General features: G+C 66.9%; 18 protein-coding genes. 6 read left to right on the top strand and 12 right to left on the bottom strand.

The window, feature by feature from the left end:
• Window positions 1-40 precede the first annotated feature (40 nt).
• Window positions 41-1,429, bottom strand: coding sequence for a M50 family metallopeptidase (locus IWX78_RS13290; RefSeq protein ID WP_196834011.1), 1,389 nt, complete (start codon window positions 1,427-1,429; stop codon window positions 41-43).
• A gap of 85 nt (window positions 1,430-1,514) precedes the next feature.
• Between IWX78_RS13290 and IWX78_RS13285 the strand changes: the two genes are divergently transcribed.
• Window positions 1,515-3,047, top strand: coding sequence for a Mur ligase family protein (locus IWX78_RS13285; RefSeq protein ID WP_334684739.1), 1,533 nt, complete (start codon window positions 1,515-1,517; stop codon window positions 3,045-3,047).
• Window positions 3,048-3,054: 7 nt separating this feature from the next.
• Here the strand turns inward: IWX78_RS13285 and dxr are convergent, their stop codons facing one another.
• The gene (dxr, locus tag IWX78_RS13280) at window positions 3,055-4,137 is read right to left on the bottom strand and encodes a 1-deoxy-D-xylulose-5-phosphate reductoisomerase (RefSeq protein ID WP_196834009.1); all 1,083 of its coding nucleotides are present in this window, start codon (window positions 4,135-4,137) and stop codon (window positions 3,055-3,057) included.
• Window positions 4,138-4,172: 35 nt separating this feature from the next.
• Window positions 4,173-5,150, bottom strand: a complete 978-nt coding sequence (locus tag IWX78_RS13275) for an FKBP-type peptidyl-prolyl cis-trans isomerase (protein ID WP_196834008.1) — start codon at window positions 5,148-5,150, stop codon at window positions 4,173-4,175.
• A gap of 237 nt (window positions 5,151-5,387) precedes the next feature.
• Here IWX78_RS13275 and IWX78_RS13270 point away from each other — a divergent pair, with 237 nt between their 5' ends.
• Window positions 5,388-6,068 carry a lysophospholipid acyltransferase family protein gene (locus IWX78_RS13270; protein ID WP_334684741.1) on the top strand — a complete coding sequence of 227 codons (681 nt, stop codon included), beginning with the start codon at window positions 5,388-5,390 and terminating at the stop codon, window positions 6,066-6,068.
• 17 nt (window positions 6,069-6,085) lie between these two features.
• Here the strand turns inward: IWX78_RS13270 and IWX78_RS13265 are convergent, their stop codons facing one another.
• The gene (locus IWX78_RS13265; RefSeq protein ID WP_196834006.1) at window positions 6,086-6,556 is read right to left on the bottom strand and encodes an OsmC family protein; all 471 of its coding nucleotides are present in this window, start codon (window positions 6,554-6,556) and stop codon (window positions 6,086-6,088) included.
• A 49-nt stretch (window positions 6,557-6,605) separates the two neighbouring features.
• Here IWX78_RS13265 and IWX78_RS13260 point away from each other — a divergent pair, with 49 nt between their 5' ends.
• Both IWX78_RS13260 and ald read left to right on the top strand, forming a co-directional pair.
• Complete coding sequence (locus IWX78_RS13260) at window positions 6,606-7,628, top strand: asparaginase (RefSeq protein ID WP_196834005.1); 1,023 nt, start codon at window positions 6,606-6,608, stop codon at window positions 7,626-7,628.
• Window positions 7,629-7,751: 123 nt separating this feature from the next.
• Window positions 7,752-8,876 (top strand): alanine dehydrogenase, encoded by a 1,125-nt coding sequence (gene ald / locus IWX78_RS13255; RefSeq protein WP_196834004.1) that lies wholly within the window; start codon window positions 7,752-7,754, stop codon window positions 8,874-8,876.
• Between the two features lie 10 nt (window positions 8,877-8,886).
• On the opposite strand, the gene IWX78_RS13250 is transcribed toward ald, so the two are convergent.
• The 7 genes from IWX78_RS13250 to IWX78_RS13220 form a co-directional block, all read right to left on the bottom strand.
• Window positions 8,887-11,772, bottom strand: coding sequence for an FtsK/SpoIIIE domain-containing protein (locus tag IWX78_RS13250; protein ID WP_196834003.1), 2,886 nt, complete (start codon window positions 11,770-11,772; stop codon window positions 8,887-8,889).
• 103 nt (window positions 11,773-11,875) lie between these two features.
• Window positions 11,876-12,682 carry a PP2C family protein-serine/threonine phosphatase gene (locus tag IWX78_RS13245; protein ID WP_334684738.1) on the bottom strand — a complete coding sequence of 269 codons (807 nt, stop codon included), beginning with the start codon at window positions 12,680-12,682 and terminating at the stop codon, window positions 11,876-11,878.
• Between the two features lie 87 nt (window positions 12,683-12,769).
• On the bottom strand, window positions 12,770-13,918 hold the full coding sequence (locus tag IWX78_RS13240; protein ID WP_196834002.1) for a DUF4192 family protein: 1,149 nt from the start codon (window positions 13,916-13,918) through the stop codon (window positions 12,770-12,772).
• 88 nt (window positions 13,919-14,006) lie between these two features.
• Window positions 14,007-15,983 (bottom strand): ABC transporter ATP-binding protein, encoded by a 1,977-nt coding sequence (locus IWX78_RS13235; protein ID WP_196834001.1) that lies wholly within the window; start codon window positions 15,981-15,983, stop codon window positions 14,007-14,009.
• Window positions 15,980-17,713 carry an ABC transporter ATP-binding protein gene (locus tag IWX78_RS13230; RefSeq protein WP_196834000.1) on the bottom strand — a complete coding sequence of 578 codons (1,734 nt, stop codon included), beginning with the start codon at window positions 17,711-17,713 and terminating at the stop codon, window positions 15,980-15,982. The genes IWX78_RS13235 and IWX78_RS13230 overlap by 4 nt, the downstream gene beginning before the upstream one ends.
• Window positions 17,703-18,323 (bottom strand): TetR/AcrR family transcriptional regulator, encoded by a 621-nt coding sequence (locus IWX78_RS13225; RefSeq protein WP_334684737.1) that lies wholly within the window; start codon window positions 18,321-18,323, stop codon window positions 17,703-17,705. The genes IWX78_RS13230 and IWX78_RS13225 overlap by 11 nt, the downstream gene beginning before the upstream one ends.
• A 50-nt stretch (window positions 18,324-18,373) precedes the next feature.
• Window positions 18,374-19,348: an aldo/keto reductase gene (locus tag IWX78_RS13220; protein WP_196833999.1), complete on the bottom strand. Its 975-nt coding sequence runs from the start codon at window positions 19,346-19,348 to the stop codon at window positions 18,374-18,376.
• A 110-nt stretch (window positions 19,349-19,458) separates the two neighbouring features.
• Between IWX78_RS13220 and IWX78_RS13215 the strand changes: the two genes are divergently transcribed.
• The gene (locus IWX78_RS13215; protein ID WP_334684736.1) at window positions 19,459-19,992 is read left to right on the top strand and encodes a methylated-DNA--[protein]-cysteine S-methyltransferase; all 534 of its coding nucleotides are present in this window, start codon (window positions 19,459-19,461) and stop codon (window positions 19,990-19,992) included.
• 61 nt (window positions 19,993-20,053) lie between these two features.
• Window positions 20,054-20,635, top strand: coding sequence for a DNA-3-methyladenine glycosylase I (locus tag IWX78_RS13210; protein ID WP_334684735.1), 582 nt, complete (start codon window positions 20,054-20,056; stop codon window positions 20,633-20,635).
• Window positions 20,636-20,651: 16 nt separating this feature from the next.
• On the opposite strand, the gene IWX78_RS13205 is transcribed toward IWX78_RS13210, so the two are convergent.
• On the bottom strand, window positions 20,652-21,389 hold the full coding sequence (locus IWX78_RS13205; protein WP_196833998.1) for a YaaA family protein: 738 nt from the start codon (window positions 21,387-21,389) through the stop codon (window positions 20,652-20,654).
• Window positions 21,390-21,404 lie beyond the last annotated feature (15 nt).

Here is a 21,404-nt window from a genome sequence, read left to right as displayed (position 1 = left end):
GAGTACGACTCGCACGACTGGCAGGTGTCGCGACCGGCGATCAGCCGAAGAGGTTCACCGGCTTGACGATGTCGGCGAAGATGAGCAACGCACTCATACCGCCGAGGAAGATCACGACAACGAAGGTCAGGGGCATGAGCTTCGCCGCATCGACAGGCCCCGGGTCCCGGCGTCCGAACAGCTTCGCGAAGCCGCGCCTGATCGACTCCCACAGTGCTGCGGCGACATGGCCGCCGTCGAGCGGAAGCAGCGGAACCAGGTTGAACACGAACAGGGCGACGTTGAGGGAGCCGAGGATGCCGACCATGGTCTGTACCTTCGCGGCGACAGGAACCTCTTCAAGGCTCACCACTTCGCCCGCGATCCGGCCGACTCCGACGACGCTGATCGGACCGTTCGGGTCGCGCTCGCCCGGACCGAACGCGGCGTTCGCGATCCCGACGAGGCGGTCGGGCAGGTTGAGGATCATGTTGGCGACGTTGGCGATGTTGTCGCCAACGGCGGGAAGCACGGCGGTGGCGGGCTCGGGAACGAGCGCTTCCTGCGACCCGATCCCGACGAAGCCGACCTCTTCGGTGACGGGTTCGCCGTCGGCATCCGTCACGATCGTTCCGCTGTCGTCGAGGACGTAGCGTTCGGTGAGCAGCGGCGTGAGGGTGGTGGTCACCTCGGTGCCATCGCGATCGACAACGAGGTCGAGGTCCTCGCCCGCAGAGGTGCGGATGATCGCGGTCGCGTCGGTCCACGAGGCGATGGCCGTTCCGTCGATCGACACGATGGTGTCGCCAGGCTGCAGCCCGGCTTCCGCGCCGGGAGAGACCGGGGCGTCGTCTGTGCAGGTGCGTTCAGTGCTCGCCGCAGCCACGACGCACTCGTTCACCGAAACGAGGGTCGTTGTTGGCTGCGGGCTGCCGAACCCCATGAGCACGATCGCGAACAGGAGAATCGCGAGCAGCAGGTTCATCGCCGGCCCACCGAGCATGATGATGATGCGCTTCCACACAGCGAGGCGGTAGAAGGTCCGGTCATCTTCACCGCTGCCGACGGTCTCGGCACTGGCCTCGCGGGCATCCTGGACGAGCGTCCGGAAGAAGCCGGACTTCCGTGACTCGGCGGCAACCGGGCGGGGTTCTTCGGCGAGCGTCTGCAGGAATCCGGTCGTGGACTCACGTGGCGTCCCGTCCTTCGCCGGCGGGTACATGCCGATCATCGAGATGTAGCCGCCGAGCGGGATGGCTTTGATCCCGTATTCGGTGTCGCCCTTTTTGCGCGACCACAGCGTCTTGCCGAAGCCGATCATGTACTGGGTGACTTTGACGCCGAACAGCTTGGCCGGAACGAGGTGCCCGATTTCGTGCAGCCCGATCGACACGGCTACGCCGATCAGGATGATCAGGACACCGAGAATGTACAGGAGGACGGATTCCACTCCCAGAGAGTAGCGCCCAGTGCTGGGCGGATGCTGTCGGCGCGCTGTGAGGGACGGCCGCCCGAGCGCTGTGAGACGATGGGTTGTGCGCCCAGACCATCCCCAGCCGACCTCCCTCGCCGCGTTCGCGGACCGGTTCCGCCTGGCGTTGCACGAGGATCATCCGACCGCCCTGCTGACCGGAATCACCATGGACAGCAGGGATGTGCGGCCGGGCGACCTCTATGTCGGCGTCCCAGGCGACCGCTTCCACGGTGCGTCATTCTCAGCGGATGCCGTCGGTCGCGGCGCCGTCGCCGTTCTCACGGATGCCGCCGGTCTCGTCGATGCGACCGCATCCGGTGTTCCTGTTCTGGTGACCGTCGAGTCACCGCGGCTCACCGTCGGGAGCATGGCTGCGTGGCTGTACCGCACGGATCGCGACGCCCCGCCGGTGTTCGGGATGACCGGCACGAACGGGAAGACTTCGACGGCGCACTTCCTCGACGCGATCCTGCGCCAGCTCGGCAGGACGACCGGGCTGAGCACAACCGCAGAACGGCGCATCGGCGACGAGGTCGTCGTCAGCTCGCTGACCACACCGGAGTCTCCTGAACTTCACGCCCTCCTCGCCCGGATGCGGGAGAGCGGGGTTGATGCAGCGATCATCGAGGTGAGTGCGCACGCACTCACGCGGCACCGCGTCGATGGACTGGTCTTCGAGGTTGCAGCGTTCACGAACCTCAGCCAGGATCACCTCGACGATTACGCAACCATGGACGACTACTTCGCGGCCAAGCTCGAGCTGTTCACTCCTGAACACGCCAGACGCGCCGTGGTGTCGCTTGACACCCCGGCCGGCCACACGGTCGCCGAGCGGGCGAGCATCCCGGTGACGACGATCACCTCGCTGCCACGGACGGCGGCGGACTGGCTCGTTCTCGTCGACGAGGAAACCCCGTCGTACACGGCGTTCACCCTGCGCCGCGCCGCGGACGGCAGCGAACTGTCGACCCGCGTGCCGGTGATCGGCCGGCACATGGCCGCCAACGGGGGCCTCGCGATCGCCATGCTGGTGGAGTCGGGGGTCCCGCTGTCCGAAATCGGCGCCGCCCTGCAGCGGGACGGAGGCATCACCGCGTCGCTTCCCGGTCGCGCCGTGCACGTGAGAGTCGTCGACGGCCCGGCGGTCTACGTCGACTCCGGCCACACCCCCGACGCCTTCGCCAAGACCCTCGAAGCCGTCCGCCACCTCACCTCCGGCCGCGTGATCATGATCGCCGGAGCGAACGGCGACCGCGACCAGCTGAAGCGGCCCGAAATGGGTCGGGAGGCTGCGCTCGGCAGCGACATCCTCATCATCACCGATCACCAGCCACGCTCGGAAGACCCCGCTGCCATCCGCGAGGCCGTGCTCGGGGGCGCACGCGCTGCCAAACCCGCCGGGGACATCCGCGAGATCGCCGCTCCTGAGGACGCCATCCGGGTCGCTGTGAGCGAAGCAGGCGGGTCTGACACCATCCTCTGGGCCGGACTCGCCGAAAAGAACTACCGCGAAGTCGCCGGTGTGAAGGTCCCGTTCTCGGTGCTCGGTGAAACGCGCGCCGCGCTGGCCGAGGCAGGCTGGATCCCCGTTTAGGGAGACGCTAGGTCGCGGCGATCACCCGGTCGGCGTGCGCGCGGGCGAAGGTTTCCGCGTCTGCGAGGCTCTCCAGGGTGAGTTCCCCCTGCGGTTCATGCGCATCGACGACCCGCCTGACGGTGTCGAGGATGTCGACGAATCCGATCCGGCCATCGTGGAACGCCGCTACAGCCTGCTCGTTGGCGGCGTTGAACACGGCCGGGTATGTGCCCCCGGCGCGGCCGACAGTCTTGGCGAGGTCGACGGCGGGGAACGCGTCGGAATCGAGCGGTTCGAACGTCCAGTTCTGCGGCACGGTCCAGTCGAGTGGCTCGCCGACACCGGATACCCGGTGGGGCCAGTCGAGCCCGAGCGAAATGGGCAGGCGCATGTCTGGAGGGGATGCCTGTGCCAGCGTCGATCCGTCGATGTACTCCACCATGGAGTGGACGATCGACTGCGGGTGGACGACGACGTCGATCCGCTCGTACGGCACGTCGAACAGCAGGTGCGCTTCGATCACTTCGAGGCCCTTGTTGACGAGGGTCGCCGAGTTGGTCGTGACGACGTTGCCCATGTTCCAGGTCGGGTGGGCGAGAGCCTGGGCGGGGGTCGCCTTCGCCAGCGAGGCACGTGACCAGCCGCGGAATGGACCACCGGATGCCGTAAGCACGAGCCGCCGGACCTCCCGTTTCACTCCCGACCGCAGCGCCTGGGCGATGGCGGAGTGTTCGGAATCGACAGGCACGATCTGGCCGGGTGCAGCGATGCGGGTGACGAGGTCACCGCCGACGATCAGGGATTCCTTGTTGGCCAGCGCGAGGGTGCGACCCATCTCGAGAGCTGCCAGGGTCGGCCCCAGCCCGACGGACCCGGTGATGCCGTTGAGCACGACATCGGCGTCGACCGACCGGACGAGCTGTTCAGCCTCTGTCGCACCCACGGCGGTGTCATCGACGTCGAACTCGCCCGCCTGGGCGGCGAGGAGTTCGCGGTTGGCGTTCGCCGACAGCCCGACCACCTCGAATCGGGTGGGATGAGCCCGGATGACGTCCAGGGCCTGGGTTCCGATCGAGCCGGTTGATCCGAGAATGAGAACGCGACGCACGGAGTCAGCTTAGCCGCGGCATCCGCGCCGCCGGATTATCGGGTGGTTGCGAGGATGTCGACCACGAAGACGAGGGTGTCTGTGCCTTCGATGCCGGCGTCTGGCTGGCCGGCTTCACCGTAGCCCTCCGCGGGCGGCACGACGACGAGCATCTGCGATCCGACGGCATGGCCGACGAGAGCGGCCGAGAAGCCGGGAACGACGCCGGTGGTGGCGAAGCTCGCCACCGACTTGCCCCAGCTCTGGTCGAAGACCTCACCGGTGCGCCAGTTCGTTCCCTGGTACTGCACCGACACGGTGTCCCCTTCGACGACGACCTCTCCGTCGCCCTGCTTGAGCGTGGCCAGCTGCAGCTCGGCGGGGGCGTCTGCGTCCGGGATCGTCAGGGTCGGGGTGCCGTCGTCGGCGAGTTCGACGGTGGGCATGCCGTCGACCGGCTCCTGGTCGGCGCCTGTCGCCTTCTCGGGCATGATGCTCAGCACATCGGCAACGAGCAGGAGCGAGTCGGTGCCTGCGACGCCGGCGTCTGTCGAACCGGCTTCACCGAAACCGTCCTCGGGGGCGACGACTGTGACGACGCGGGATCCCACGTTCACGCACTCGATGGCGCGGACGATCCCGGGCAGGATGCCTGTGCTGTCGTCGACGACGATCTGCTGCGGGCCGAGACCGTCATAACGGGTCTGGGCGAGCTGCTCACCGCTCGTGGCGTTGAACAGGGTCAGCTCGACGGCGACGCTGTCTGATGGTGCGGTCTCGTCGCCGGTGCCCTTGATGACGACCTTCTTCTCGGAGGACTCGACGCTCACCGGTGCGGTGAAGTTGACGGTGGGCTTTGCCCCGAACTCGCCATCGACGGTCACCGAGCCGACGGCTGCGCCTGCCGGGGTGTCTTCACAGCTGAGTGCTGCGGGTTCCTCGGTGGCAGCGGGCTCCGGAGTGCTCGAGCATCCGGCCAGAACGAGGGCGGATGCCGCCGCGACCGCGACGAGAAGAGGGAGAGGAGTGCGCACAGAGATTCGCTTTCACAGATGGGGGGTGGGAACGACCTGCCCAGTCTGCCTCACCGGCCCTCGAATTACCTGCGAACCGTCTCCAGAATCGAATATGGCTCGCGTCTCCCCCATGCGCAAGGAGGAATACAACAACAACTACGCTCATCCTTCGTGTCAATCACGGAACTTTCCGCCGACAGTGGCGACGACGCCACCTCACCTGGCCTCGTCTACCACCTCGGCCGAGCTGTGCTCATGCCGATCGTCCGGCTCATCTATCGACCCCGGATCCTCGGCCGGTCGAACGTGCCCAAACACGGGCGTGTCATCCTCGCCAGCAACCATCTGTCGTTCATCGACAGCATCGCCATCCCGGTCGTGGCACCACGGCGCGTGCAGTTTCTGGCCAAGTCGAGCTACTTCGACGGCGAGGGGCTCCGCGGCTGGGTCTCGCGAGTCTTCTTCACCTCGATCGGGGCGGTCGCGGTCGAACGTGGAGCCGGCGCAGCAGCGCAGGAGGCACTCGATGCGGGCAAACGCATCCTCGAGACCGAGAGCGCATTCGCGATCTACCCGGAGGGCACCCGCTCGCTCGACGGGCGGTTGTACAAGGGGCGAACCGGCGTGGCCTGGCTCGCCCTGTCCACAGGCGCCCCCGTCGTTCCTGTCGGACTTCTCGGCACAGACGAACTCATGCCTGTTGGAAGCACAGTGCCCCGGCTCAAACGGGTGACCGTCGTTTTCGGCGACCCCCTCGACCTCAGCCACCACGGTCCCGCGACGAGCGGGAGGGCCAGGCGGGCGGCGACAGACGAGATCATGACCGCCATCCACGCCCTCACCGGGCAGGTTCGAGCGGATGCCTACAACGAGGCTCCCCCTGCAGACACGATCGAGAAGCTCAGGCGGGCCGTCTTCCAGCGCGAACGCATCTGACCCGCAGGCTGAGCGGGTCAGGCGACGACGATCACCGGCTCGTGACGCACGGGGAAGTTCACCGAATTCGCGATGAAGCAGAGCTCGTTCGCTCGCGCGTGCGCTGAACGGGCGGCATCCACCATCGAGGCATCCGCGACGGTCACCCGGGGGCGCAGGACGACCTCCGTGAACGCGCCGGAACCCGCGCCGTCTTCGACCATGGTCCCGTGCGCGTCATCCGCGTATGCGGTGACGACGACCCCGACGGTGACGGCCACGTGCAGGTACGACAGCAGATGGCACTGCGCGAGAGCGGCGAGGAGCAGCTCTTCGGGATTCCACCTGGCCGGGTCGCCGCGGAACGGCTTGTCAGCCGATCCCTCGAGCGGATGCTTGCCCTCAGCCGACACGACGAGCTCGCGGCTGTACTCGCGGTAGCCGCTCGTGCCTGTTCCGCGGTTGCCGTGCCAGACCACTCCGACGGTGTACTCGTGTTCGCCCAACATGGCCCCAGTCTCGCACGCCCGATCGCCTGATCAGGGCTACCCTTGACCGGTGACCACTGCACCTGCCCTCGTCGAGACCTTTCCAGCGGCGAGCGCCGTCGAACTCGCGATCGTCACCCGAAGCGGTTTCGTCGAATCGCGTCACGTGGGTTCCGCGATCGTGCTCGACCAGCATGCCGACATCATCCGCTCGCTCGGAGACCCGAACGCTCCCGTCTTTCCGCGGTCGACACTGAAACCGTTCCAGGCCATCGCCGTGATGAACGCCGGCGTCGGTCTCCGCGGTGCCGCTGCGGTGCTGGCGACGGCCAGCCACTCAGGAACCCAGCGACACGTGTCAGTGGTGCGCAGCATCCTGGCCCAGGCCGGCCTCACCGAGATCGCCCTGCAGTGCCCTGCCGACTGGCCGACAGACCAGACCGCCCGCGACGAACTGCTCCGCGACAACGGCACGCCCTCTCCCATCTACATGAACTGCTCGGGCAAGCACGCCGCGATGCTGCTGGCCTGTGTGACCAACGGCTGGCCGATCGAGACCTACCTCGAGAACGACCACCCGATGCAGGTGCTGGTGAAGGACGTCGTCGAAAGATTCACCGGCGAACGCCCGTCGCACACCGGAATCGACGGCTGCGGAGCACCCGTCCACGCTCTCTCGCTGGCCAGCCTCGCCCGCGGGATCGGTCGCATCCGTACCTCGTCGCCCACCTCGCCGTTCGCGATCTACCGCAACGCCGGTCTGCTCTGTGCGGCCGTGCTCGAGAACGGCTGGGCACTCGACGGCCCCGGCCGGGCGAACACCATTGTCATCGACCGGCTCGGCGTCTTCGCCAAGCTCGGCGCCGAAGGTGTCATGGTGATGGCCGCTGCCGACGGAACGACGGTGGCGCTCAAGATGCTCGACGGCAGCCTGCGAGCGGCCACCGTTGTCGGGTTGCAGCTTCTCGTCGACGCCGGCGCCCTGGAACGGGAGGCCGTCGACGCGGTCCTGCCCGACCTGAAGCTGTCGATTGCGGGCGGCGACCGTACCGTCGGCGAGATCCGCGTCTCCCCGCTGCTCGAACAGGCGTGACCTCGGTAAGCTGATGGCGGGCATCCGTGCCCACTGACACTGCTGTCGCGACTCCCACAGGGGTTGCAGAGCATTCCCCTGTGTGCCGTTCTCACCCCGAATGGCACGGAAACCGGAGCCACCATGAGAGTCGCCATCCCCCGCGAGGTCAAGAACAACGAGTTCCGCGTGGCCATCACGCCTGCCGGTGTGCACGAACTCACCGTTCACGGTCATGAGGTTCTCATCGAGACCGGGGCCGGGTCCGGGTCGTCCATCTCCGACGAGGCCTATGTCGCCGCAGGGGCGACGATCCTGCCGGATGCCGCGACGACCTGGCAGCGCGCCGAACTGCTCCTCAAGGTGAAAGAGCCCGTCGCCGCTGAGTACGGCTACTTCCGCGACGGCCTGGTGCTGTTCACCTACCTGCACCTCGCCGCCGAGCCCGAGCTGACTCGTGCCCTGATCGCGTCGAACGTCACGGCGATCGCGTACGAGACGGTGCAGCTGCCCAACCGGTCGCTTCCGCTTCTCGCACCGATGAGTGAGGTCGCCGGTCGGCTGGCCACGATCGTGGGCGCCAACACGATGCTCAAGCCGAACGGTGGCCCTGGTCTTCTTGTGCCCGGCGTCCCCGGCACCTCGCCCGCTCGCGTCACCGTGCTCGGCGGAGGCGTGGCCGGAACGAACGCGACCGCGGTCGCCGTCGGGCTCGGCGCCGATGTCACTGTGCTCGACACGAACGTCGCACGGCTCCGTGAACTCGATGCCCTCTACGCCGGGCGGATCAAGACGATTGCGAGCAACGCATTCGAGATCGAACACTCCGTCGTTGCTGCCGACCTCGTGATCGGCTCAGTTCTCATCGCTGGGGCGCAGACACCGAAGCTCGTCAGTAACGCCCTCGTTGCGAAGATGAAGCCGGGCAGTGTGCTCGTCGACATCTCGGTCGACCAGGGCGGATGCTTCGAGGACTCGCACCCCACCACCCACGCCGCCCCGACCTTCGCCGTCCATGGTTCGCTGTTCTACTGCGTCGGCAACATGCCCGGCGCTGTGCCGCACACCTCCACCTACGCCCTGACGAACGCGACGCTGCCATACATCCGATCGATCGCGAACTCCGGCTGGCGGGCGGCGCTGACGGCAGACCCGGCGCTCGCCCTCGGCCTCAACGTGCACGATGGGGCCGTGTACAGCGCGCCGGTCGCCTCCGCGCACGGGTTCGACCATGCCGACGTGTCAGCACTGGCGTCGTCACACAGCTGAGACGCCGGCATCACAGCTGGTCGAGAGCCACCCTGCTGATCCCGCCATCCGGTGTGCACAACCAACCGCGCCCAGGCACGCGGTGCAGCAAAGGTGGGCGCATACGGATGCGGGTCACGGCGCGGAACTCGGCCGGCGAACACCCGTCGACGACGATGCGTGCGTCCTCGCGCAGGGTCGAGAGGAGCGACCAGTGTGCCTGCCACTGGTCGCTGTCGCCGACGATCACCACGGGGCCGTCCCGTCGCGACCGCACCTGCTCGACGGTGATGCCTCCGACCGCAGCGTCACCGAGCGTCGCCACGGAGACCGGCGACAGCCCCTCCCGGTTGCCGGAACGGATCTGATCGGCACGTCGCACCGGTGAGTTCGAGACGATAAGGGTGAGCGGAGCAGCGCGCCAGTCCACCGGGCTGACGGTCCTGCTGGCGGCGTGGCGCGGCATCGGGTGCGCCGCCTCTGGTGCACAGAGCTGCACGGTGACTCCCCTCCAGATCGCATTGCCTGGCCGGCGGGATTCCACCCAGCCGGCGCTCTCGCCCCCGGCCAGGACGTGCTCCTGCCTGTTCGCTGTTCCGAGAAGGACGGTCGAGCCGACGAAGCCACCGAGAACACCGACCGGCCCGGCGAGACGCTGCACGGTGACGGCGACATGGAGGTGGGTCCTCGGCCCGTCACGAAGAAGAGTGAGCACCGCATCCCGTATCGCTAGGGCGTCTTCGGGATCGATCCCGGCGAGGAGCGAGTCGAGGCCGTCCAGAAGAACCAGCACGGGCGGGTCGTCTCCGGTGCGCCCCCGGAGCGAACCCACCAGGCTGTGGAGAACGTCCCAGGCGAGTTCGGCGTCGAACCCCGCGCGTTCGACCACCCGATCGCCCAGACGCGCGGCTTCAACGGCGATGGTGTCGAGCAGAGCGGTCTTCCCGGTCCGTGGTCCACCGACGATCAGGATGCTGCCGTCCCTGTCAGGCCGCCAGAGCGCCGTGTCCTGACGCTGTTGCGCCGGATGATCGGCCAGCCCCAGCCGGATGCCGCCGGGCGCGGCAACGAGGTCCTCACGCGCGACCGTGGCAGGGAGAGGATCCAGCCACGGTCGCCGCATCGTCCCGGCGTGCGGCCACCGGCCAGACGCACGCTCGACATCCTCGTCGCTCGTCGACGCCACCTGCAACGTCACGATGCCGGTAGGCGTCGCCCAGGCGAGGCGCCCGGGGATTGCCGGAGGCAGGAACGCTGCCGTGTCTGCACCGAGGATCGCTGTGCTGTCTGCCCGGTTGTTGACGCGGAGCGACATCCGCAGTCCGCAGTTGGCGAGTAGCGAGTCCTTCACCACACCTGCCGGTCTCTGGGTGCAGAGAATGAGGTGCATCCCCAGCGAGCGCCCGCGCGCCGCCAGGTCGACGAACAGGGCGTGGAGGTCGGGGTACCCATCGAGCATCGCGGCGAACTCGTCGACGACGATGACGAGACGCGGCAGGGAGGTCACCTCGGCGATGTCACGCGCATCACTATCCCGGAGGTAGCGCTCCCGAAACCGGACCTCGGCGCGGAGGCTCTCGAGCGCGCGGGCGGCTGCGATCGTGTCGAGATCGGTGACCACCCCGACGACGTGAGGCAATCCCAGGAGCGGGGCGAAGGCTGCTCCCCCTTTGAAGTCGACGAGGAGCAGGTTGACGGAGTCAGGCGGATACCGCGTGGCGAGGCTTGTCGCCCAGGTCACCAGAAGTTCGCTCTTGCCGCTGCCGGTGGTGCCACCGACGATCGCGTGCGGCCCGTCGCCGACGAGGTCGACGAGAACACCGGCATCCGCTGTCGTGCCGAGAACCGCTGACAGTGAGGTGACCGGCCGGGGCGGAGCCAGCCCAGCCGATGCGTCCGTGATGCTGACCGACGCCGGCAACGCGTCGCCTTCTCTCCCGAGACCGGCGGTCAGCGCCAGCGCCGCCAGATTCCGGGTGAATGCGGTCGCTTCGGCTGCGGAGACGAGGTCGAGCGTCACCATTGTCTCCGTAGCAGCGCCCGTCGCCGTCTGGCCGTGGAGCACCGCGGTCGTGACCCCGGTGAAGCGGACCAGGGAGGCGCAGCGCGGCGGGATGTCATCCGGACACTCAGACATCACCACCAGCACGTCGCCCTCAGCCTGCGTCGTTGCCCTCCGGCCCTCGTCGAACAGGTCGATCACCCGAACGGCCGGGCCCCCGCCGCGCTGCCGGTGCGGGAGCGAATCGGCCCAGCTCCAGCTCTCCGGGAGCTCGACGACGGTCAACGAATCGGGCCCCGTGCCGCTGCACAGTTGCAGGAGGATGCCACGGGCGAAAGCACCGGCGAGGAGCGGAGGACCGACGACACCGATTCCCCTGGCGGCGTCCACCTCCACGGGGACATCCGCGACCATCGACGCCCGCGTCTTCGCCTCGGCGGTAGCCTGCCCGGCCGGGCCGTCGACCCTGAGCCTGCTGGGCTGGTCGCCATAGCCGACCACGACGATCGTGCGCCGCTCCACCGGCATCCGCCAGCGCCCGAACCCTCCGCGTGAGGTGGGGTCCGTGGTCGCGTCGAGGACAGCACGCACCCCGGTGGATGCTTCTCTCCGAGTACAGCGCTCGGTCTCGTGCCGTTCGTCGATCACGGCCTGGATTCGCGCCAGGTCGTCGCGATAACGGATGCCGTCTGCGCGAAACCGTCGGCGCGCAGACCACCTGCTGTCGACGAGCCCGGCGACGGCGATCAACGGGCCGAGCGCAGCGAATGCAAGAACGAACGGCGACCGGGTGAGAAGGAAGATGACGAGGGAGCCGACCACAGGAGCGATACTCGCCGCGACGGGGAAGGGAGTTCCGGTTCCTGCAACCGGCTCGGGGGGAACGACGATCGGTTCCTCGACGTCTGGGGCCATCACCCCAGAACATCAGGCCGGACTACCAGGAAAGGGACACCGGTCGTTCCGGTGGATGACGGCCTCGCCGGCACTTGCCGTGGAGGAGCCGCAGATCCGACCGTCAGTCGGGAGAAGGAGAAGTCGTCAGCAGCTCGTCGAGAACGATGGCGCTGACGTTGTCCCTGCCTCCGTTTTCGAGCGCAGCATCGACGAGGGTGCGCACGGCGTCTTCCGGCGTCTCCGCCTGCATCAGGAAGTGCCGAAGGCCGAAGTCGGTGAGCTCTTTCGTGAGCCCGTCTGAGCACACGAGCCACCGTGCACGGTCAGTGGACGGAACATCGGTGTAATCGGGCAGCGGATCATCACTGAAGCCCACTGCCCTGGTGATCACATTGCCGTGCGGGTGGGATTCTGCCTCGTCTGGCGTGATCGCACCGATGGAGATCAGCTCCTGAACGACGGAGTGATCGAGGGTGACCTGGATGAGTTCGTCACCGAGCAACCGGTACACACGTGAGTCACCGATGTTGAAGACCGTCCAGGCCGGGACGTCACCGTCTGGTCCTGAAAAACCGAAGACGATACCGGTGACGGTAGTTCCTGTGCCGAGGTCTGAGGTGCCGACCTGTTCGAGCATGTCTCCGACGGCGGCCCTGAGCGCGGTCTCCACCGCTTCACGGTCGACGGCATCGCCGGAGGCGACACGCTCGGAAAGACGGGCGATGACGGCCGCGCTGGCGACCTCACCGGCGTCGTGCCCGCCCATGCCGTCTGCGACGGCGAAGATCGGGTAATCGACGATGAGGGCATCCTGATTGACCTGGCGTTTACGGCCGGTGTCTGTGACCGACGCCCACGACAGTGTCAGTGCCTGTCCGCCGGGCACGTCGACAACACGCGAATCGGTGCTCACGTCGATGCCGGTCACGCACTCATCCTCTCGGACCCCCCACAGTGCGGAGCCGCTGGGTCGATAATACCGGCCACAGCGGGGGTGACACGCCGTGGCGTACCGTCAGCGGTCGATTGTCACCGACGTCAGCACGTCGGGTGGCACCGCCCAGGCCCACTCAGGCAGATGCCCGGCCTGCAACATCGTGTCGAGCAACTCGGCGAGTCGGTAACTCCGGTCGATGGCTCGCGCCTGATCTGTCCACCGACCGGCCAGGGTTCCTGCCCCGAGCGCCCAGTGAGACCAGGCAATCATCGTGAGCAACGGTGGTCGAGCCCGGCGCGGTACCCGCGACGCGGCGACACGGAGCAACTCGATGGCCGATCGAAGGCGCTCCGGAGCGGGGCGGGGCATATCGAACCCCCCGAGCGCCATCGATCCGGGCAGATCGCCGATGTCTTCTCCGGCGTTGTGCCTGTCGTTCATCTCGGCAACGGTGAGACCGAAGCGGGTGCCCCAGGCCCAGGTCAGAAGGATCTCGTCGCGCAGGCACGGACTCGACACGGCGAAGGCGAGAAGGGCGCCATCTGCCGGCGAAATCTCGATCGGAGCGATGCTTATCAGTCTCTCGGCGAACGCCACGACGTCACCGGAGAAACCGTGGTCGAAGACGAGTGCAGGTTCGAGTTCCGGCGAGTGACGGAGGCGGTCGAGTTCCGAGTACTTCTGTGCCGTGCGTTCGAGAGGCTCGAGCGCGGCGACGGGCAACGCGGATTCGGTATCGAGGTCGAGAAGCGACCCGGCGTCCTCAGACGCGATCAGCGATTTTTGCGCCGCAGATGCCCCGATCAGGGCGAGCGGGCGACCACCGCGCGGAGCGTCGTCGTCGAGGTAGCTCGCCCAGGCGTCCGAGGCAACACACAAAGCATCGCGCACGAGGAATCCGGAGTACCTGGCCCGGCTGAGAAGAACCGTCACGATGTCGCTGCCTGGCATGGACCTGCCCGGTGCGAACGGTGAATCTGCATACACGACCGGGACCAGCGCATCGACGTCGGGAATCCGGCAGATCATCCCGACCATGGTCGTTGCCGCTCGCCGCAGCACGGCAGGCGGCGAACCCTGCTTTGGCAGGTCACATCGGAGTGCCCCGCAGGTGCGTTTGCCGCGAAAGGCGACGAGGACGATGCTGTTGCAGGGCTGGAACCCGGTGAGGTGAGGAACGAGGGCGAGAAAATCCTCGGCGTTCTGCGCGCGAATGAGAGTGGTCATGCCCGGGATTCTGGTCCCGGGCATGACCGTCCGGCATGGGCGGCCGGCATCTGTGGACGGATGCAGGCACGCGGCCGGCTGTGGAGAACTAGACCTCGTCGGTCACCGGCGCTGCGAACTGGGAGTTGTAGAGGTTGTTGTACGCACCGCCCCTCGCCAGCAGGTCATCATGACTGCCCTGTTCGACGATCCGACCGGATTCCATCACCAGGATCGTGTCGGCGTCGCGGATCGTCGAGAGCCGGTGAGCGATGACAAAACTCGTGCGGTCCTGCCTGAGGGTCGACATCGCCTTCTGAACGAGAACTTCGGTGCGGGTGTCGACGGAGCTCGTCGCCTCGTCGAGGATCAGAACACTCGGCCGCGCCAGGAACGCGCGAGCGATGGTGATCAGCTGCTTCTCCCCCGCTGAGACGTTCGAGGCTTCGTCATCGAGCACTGTGTCGTAACCGTCGGCCAGCGAATGGACGAACCTGTCGACATAGGTGGCGCGCGCCGCGTCGAGAATCTCCTCCTCCGTGGCATCCGGGCGCCCGTAGGCGATGTTGTCGCGGATGGTTCCGCCGAACAGCCAGGTGTCCTGCAACACCATCCCGACGCGGCTGCGGAGGTCGAGGCGGGTCATGGTCGAGATGTCGACGCCGTCGAGCAGAATCCGCCCGCCGTCGAGTTCGTAGAACCGCATGATCAGGTTCACCAGGGTCGTCTTCCCTGCCCCTGTCGGCCCGACGATCGCGATGGTGTTTCCCGGCTCGGCCACGAGATCGAGACCCTGGATGAGCGGCTTCTCGGCCGAGTAGCTGAACGATACGGAGTCGAAGACCAGGCGGCCACCTTCGCGAGTCGGCACAACGGGGACGGCGGGGTCCGGGAGCTGCTCATCGGCATCGAAGAGTTCGAACACCCGCTCGGCTGATGCGACTCCTGACTGGAGCAGGTTCGCCATCGACCCGAGCTGGGTCAGCGGCTGGGTGAACTGCCGTGAGTACTGGATGAAGGCCTGCACACTGCCGAGGCTCAGCGCCCCGGTTGCGACCTGCAAGCCACCGACGACGGCGATCGCCACGTAGACGAGGTTTCCGACGAACATCATCGACGGCATGATGATGCCCGAAATGAACTGGGCACCGAAACTCGCCTGGTAGAGCTCCTCGTTCTTGTCGGAGAACCGCTTGCCGACCTCCCGCGAACGACCGAAGACCTTGACGATCGCGTGTCCGGAGTACATCTCCTCGATTTGAGCGTTGAGTTCACCGGTATGAGCCCACTGGGCGACGAACTTCTTCTGCGACCGCTTCGCGATCACCGCTGTGATCACGATCGTGAGCGGAATGGTGACGAGGGCGATCACTGCCAGCAGCGGCGAGATCGAGAACATCATCGCCAGAACGCCGATCACACTGAGCAGCGAGACGAGCACCTGGCTGAGGGTCTGCTGGAGTGTCTGCGAAATGTTGTCGATGTCGTTCGTGACCCGGCTGAGCAGCTCGCCGCGCGGCATCCTGTCGAAGTACGACAGCGGGAGCCGGTTGATCTTCGTTTCGACGTCTGAGCGGAGCCTGAACATGGTCCGCTGCACGACGCCGTTGAGCACCAGCGCCTGAATCCAGCCGAAGAGGAAGGCGAGGGCGTAGATCGCCAGGACGAGGATGAGCACCCTCGATAGCGCACTGAAGTCGATACCGGAGCCCGGTGTGAGGTTCATCGCGGCGAGCATGTCGGCCTGCTCGTTCTGACCGTCGGCTCGGAGACCGGCGACGATCTGCTCCTCGGTGGCACCAGCAGGCAAGTTCTGCGAGATCGCCCCCTCGAAGATGATGTTCGTCGCGTCTCCGAGGATGCGAGGTCCGACCACGGTGAAAGCGACGCTGATGACCGCGAGCACGGTGACGAGCACGAGCGGCATCCACTCCGGCTGCAACCGCTTGAGCAGTCGCTTGGCGCTCGGCCCGAAGTTCATCGACTTCTCGACCGGCATACCGGCTCCGCCACCCCAGGGGCCGCCTCCGGCCCGCGGCGGCCTCGCAGGAGTCTGTGTTTCGGTCTCGGTCTCGGTGTCGCTCATGATGCTTCCTCTGCGGTGAGCTGGGATTCGACGATCTCGCGGTAGGTGGCTGAACGATCGAGCAGCTCGTCGTGCGTGCCCAGTCCGACGATCTGCCCGTCCTCGAGAACGAGGATCTGGTCGGCGTCACGGATGCTCGACACGCGCTGGGCGACGATCACGAGCGTCGCACCGGCGACATCCTTCGCGAGAGCCGCGCGGAGCCGGGCGTCCGTTGCGAGGTCGAGCGCCGAGAACGAGTCATCGAACACATAGATCTCGGGGCGTTTCACGAGCGCCCGAGCAATGGCGAGCCGCTGGCGCTGTCCTCCCGAGACGTTCGACCCACCCTGGGTGATGGGTGCGTCGAGGCCGTCGGGTAGCGCTTCGACGAAGTCCCTGGCCTGGGCGACGTCGAGTGCCCGCCAGAGTTCGTCCTCTGTGGCATCCGGTTTGCCATAACGGAGGTTGGATGCCACCGTCCCGGTGAACAGGTACGGCTTCTGCGGCACGATCCCGATCTTCGACCACAGCAGGTCCTGATCGGTGTGTGAGACAGCGACGCCGTCGACGCGGACGCTTCCTGCCGTTGCGTCGAACAGGCGGGGCAGGAGGTTGACCATTGTGGTCTTGCCGGACCCGGTCGACCCGATGATGGCCGTCGTCGTTCCCGGCTCAACCGCGAACGAGAGGTCGCGGAGCACGGGCTGCTCGGCACCGGGGTAGGAGAACGACACACCGTCGAAAACGATGCCGCCTGCGGTGTTCTCGGTCACGACCGGTGATTCCGGCTGGAGCACGGAGGACTCGGTACCGAGCACCTCTCCGATCCGGTCGGCGCTGACCGCCGCTCGCGGGATCATCACGGCCATGAACGTGGCCATCATCACCGCCATGAGGATCTGCATCAGGTATTGCAGGAAGGCCATGACCGTTCCGACCTGCATGGAGCCCTCTTCGACCCGGAACGCCCCGAACCACAGCACGGCGATGCTCGACACGTTGAGAACGAGCATGACGATCGGAAACATGATGGCCATGAGCCGGCCGACGCGGAGTCCGGTGTCGGTCAGCTCGGCGTTGGCCTTCTCGAACCGACTCGACTCGACGTCTTCACGTACGAATGCACGCACGACGCGGATGCCGGTGAGCTGCTCACGCAGGACCTGGTTGATCCGGTCGATCCGACGTTGCATCGACTGGAAGAGTGGCACCATCCGCACGATGATGAGACCGACGGCGATGAGGAGCACGGGGATGGAGACGGCCATCAGCCAGGACAGCTGGAGGTCGAGTCCCAGGGCGAGGACGACGCCGCCGACGGCGAGGATCGGTGCCGAGACCATGAGGGTCGAGGTCATCAGCACGAGCATCTGCACCTGCTGCACGTCGTTCGTCGAGCGGGTGATGAGCGACGGGGCGCCGAACGATGACACCTCGCGCTCGGAGAATGCCGACACCCGGTCGAACACGCTCTGACGGAGGTCGCGACCGAGAGCCATCGCCGCCTTCGCGCCGAAGTAGACCGCGGCGATCGCGCAGAGCACCTGCACGAGCGTGATCCCGAGCATGAGCATCCCGACCCGCATGATGTATGCGGTGTCTCCTGTCGCCACTCCCTGATCGATGATGTCGGCGTTGAGGGTCGGCAGGTAGAGCGACGCGATGGACTGGGCGAGCTGAAAGACGATGACGCCGACGATCAGCGGCCAGTGCGGCTTCAGGTAGTGGGCGGTGAGTTTAGCGAGCATGGGTGTCCTCGTTCGTGCCAGTGCCGGTGATGCCGTGCATCAGGAGTCCGGTGAGTTCGTCGTCGGAGAATTCGCTGCCGACTGTCAGGGCGGGGAAGGCAGATGAAAAAGCGATCAGCCTGATCAGCTGGGCGATCTGCGCCGGGTTCCAGTGGAGGTCGCCCGCTTCGGGGGCGAGGGCCGTTGCCACACGTTCGGCTATCTCGCGCGACACGGAGGTGGGGACAGGCCGTTCCTTCTCGCTCAGCGTCGACATCACGCGGAAGACTCCGGTGAACCGGCGGCGAAGGGCAACGAGCACCGCACGCACCTTCGTGTCGAGCGGCCAGGTTGGATCGATGGCGTCGAGTTCGGTCAGGAGCGGCTCGGGGTCGAGGCACCGGGTGACGGCCGCCCTGAGCAGGGTTTCCTTGTCTCCGAAGGCTCGGAAGATCGTGCCTTCTGCCACACCGGCCGCTTCTGCGATCTGCCGCGAGGTCACCCCAGGGCCGTGGTCCATCAGTAACGGCAGCACGGCGTCGACGATCATCGACCGCCGATCGTCGGGTGAGAGAGGAGCAGCACGGCCCGTCTGGTCGAAGCACTCGGCGGTGGATGTCGGGGAGGTCACCCGGCCCAGCCTAACTGAGTGAGTGCTCACTCAGTGTGCTGTGTTCGGCCTTATTCTCCGCCCGGAGCGAACAACCCGTCGATCGTCGTGAGCTCATCGGCCGAGGGGTGCCAGGCGGTCGCGGCATCCGCGTTCTGGGTGATCTGCTCTGGCCTTGTCGCTCCGGCGATAACGCTCGTCAGCGCCGGCTGGGCGAGGAGCCACGCGAAAGTCGCTTGCAGCATCGTGATGCCTCGATCGTCGCAGAACGCCTGGAATGCGTCGATGGCGTCCCACGGTGCACTGTCGAGAAGGTGGCTGCGCTGGCGCATGATCCGGCTGTCTGCCGGGCCGCCGTCGCGGCTGAACTTGCCGGTGAAGAGGCCGTTGTATAGCGGGAAGTAAGGAAGGAAGCCGAGTCCGAAGTGCCTCACAGCGGGGAGAACCTCGCGCTCCGCGTCGCGCGCGAGAAGGCTGAACTCGTTCTGAGCAGAGATGAATTTCGGATGCCCGGTGAGCTCGGCGACGAGGTCGGCCTCCGCCACCTGCCAGCCGGCCAGGTTGGAGTGACCGATGTAACGCACCTTGCCTTCGCGGATCAGGTCGTCGAGCACCGAGAGGGTCTCCTCGATCGGCGTCACCTGGTCGGGTGTGTGCAGCTGGTAGAGGTCGATCCAGTCGGTCTGCAACCGGGTGAGCGACGCTTCGACGGCGAGCCGTACGTACCGCCTCGACGCCTTCGCGCCCCAACCGTCGATCCCGACGTCAGCACCCGAGTGACCGAACTTGGTCGCGAGGACCACCTTGTCCCTCCGTCCCCGGAGCGCAACGCCCATCAGGGTCTCGCTCAGGCCCGGCTCCTTGCCATACATGTCTGCTGTGTCGAACAGGGTGACGCCGGCGTCGAGCGCAGCCGAGATGACGGCATCCGTCCCCTCCTGGCTCTCGCTCGCCGTTCCGAGCCTGCCGAAGTTGTTGCAGCCCAACCCGATCGTCGAAACGCGGAGGCCGCTCGAGCCGAGGGTGCGGTAGTCGATGTCTGCCATGGTTCCAAGGCTAGCGCGACGGCTCCTTCACAGCCGCAGCCGGTGCGCATCCTGTCCACCGGTTCCCGCTCGTCCGGTAGCCGCCGGGACGGCGACCGTACGGTCGAGTCATGACACCACGCACAGCACCCACCGAACCACAGCCCACCCTCTTCGACCGCCCGGCCGGTCTGCTCAGGATGACCAGTCCGCTCGGGCGGATCGAACTGGTGAGCGACGGGGCCGTGATCACCGGACTCACTCTCGAACACGACGCACGACTCCCCCGAGACGGCTTCCGCGAGAGCTCCCTCGATGTGCTCGTCGTCGCCGCCGAACAACTCACCGAGTACTTCGACGGCAGACGCCGCCGGTTCACGCTGCCCGTCGTTGTGGAGGGAACCCCTTTCCAGCGCAGGGTGTGGGCAGCGCTCGCTGCTGTGCCGTTCGGGTCGGTCACGACCTACGGAGCGATCGGTCAGGCGGCGGGCGTCGGTCGAGCCGGCCGGGCCGTCGGAGCGGCCGTGCGCGCCAACCCGGCGCCGCTCCTCATCCCCTGCCATCGGGTGTTGTCGAGCGACCGCCGGATCGTCGGTTACAGCCAGGGCAGCGGGGTGCCGACGAAACAGTGGCTGCTCGACCACGAGCGGATCGCCTACCGCTGACCAGCGTCGGCTATTCTGACGACGCCGGGCGTTCCCGGCAGACCCCTGTCGAAGGACACCAGTGCCAGCCAGCCCCTCCCTGCTCGTCGGACCAGACTCCCGATCCCGCTGCGCGTGGGTGGGAACCGATGCCGAATACCAGCGCTACCACGACGAGGAGTGGGGAACACCGCTGGTCGGCGACCAGCCGGTCTTCGAGAAGATCAGCCTCGAAGGTTTCCAGGCCGGGCTCTCGTGGATCACCATCCTGCGCAGGCGACCCGCTTTCCGCGCGGCATTTCACGGTTTCGACATCGAGCAGGTAGCGGCCATGACGCCAGACGATGTGGAGAGGCTCGTGCTCGACGCATCGATCATCCGGCACAGGGGCAAGATCGAGGCGGTCATCTCGAACGCAAGGATCACCCGCGGCCTCGGTACGAGCCTTTCCGAGCTGGTCTGGAGCTTCAAGCCCTCCCCCGCTCGCGCCCGGCCGGCCGAGCTCGCGGAGATCCCGGCCGTCACAACCGAGTCGACCGCGCTGAGCACGGCACTGCGTGCCCGCGGCTACCGGTTTGTCGGACCGACGACGATGTACGCGCTGATGCAGTCGGCCGGACTCGTCGATGACCACGTCAGCGGCTGCTGGCGGGCGACCACCTGAGGACGAGGCGGCCCGATCAGACGATCAGCGCGAGTTCAGCTGGAGCGTGCCGCTCCAGCTGGAACCCCACGGTCGGAGCCCACTCGAGAAGCTCGTCAGCACCGGTGAACACGGTCCCGGCGTCAAGGATCGCCCGGGTGAACTCTCCCTTGGCCTTCTTGTTGAAGTGATTCAGTGCACGCCGCGCGCCGCCGGCACCCTCGGTGAGCACACGAAGGAACTCAGATCCGGCCGGAGCAGGACCGAGCGCGACATAGGCATCCGACCGCAGATCGAGAATGAGCCCGGGTTCCGCAGCGAGTGACGACTCCACCTGCGCGCGCCAGTGCCGTTTGAGAGGCCTGCCTGGCACCCGGGAGTCGTGGGAGAGCCGGTAGGCGGGGATCGGGTCGAGAGCGCCAACCGGACCGAGCAACGCGGCGTGGATCACCAGGTGGCGTCCCGCGAACGTGCGCGCGGCATCCGAGAGGGACGCCGGATCGAGGGAGTCGAAGAGCACCCCGGTGTAGCGGTCGAGTGCCGGGAGGGTCGGGGATTCCCACAGCAGCCGGTTCGCCTCGACCTCTGAGCGTTGCTTCGGGCCGAGCTTGAGAGCGGCGACGGCCGCATCCGTGTCAGCACTGAGCGCGACGACATCCATCGTCAGTGCACGCCGAGCCTCGGTGAGCGCGGGAAAGCGAAGCGCGTCAAGAGACAGCGAACGCCCCGTGCCCCCTGCCCTCTTCGTCTCAGACGGAGGGAGCAGGATCAGCACGGGGCGTTCGGGGTT

Origin of the sequence: Mycetocola sp. CAN_C7 (assembly GCF_015752285.1) — a bacterium.
Lineage (GTDB): Bacteria > Actinomycetota > Actinomycetes > Actinomycetales > Microbacteriaceae > Mycetocola_A.
Note: the sequence above shows the minus strand (reverse complement) of the source record. Positions and strands in the feature narration are given on the sequence as shown.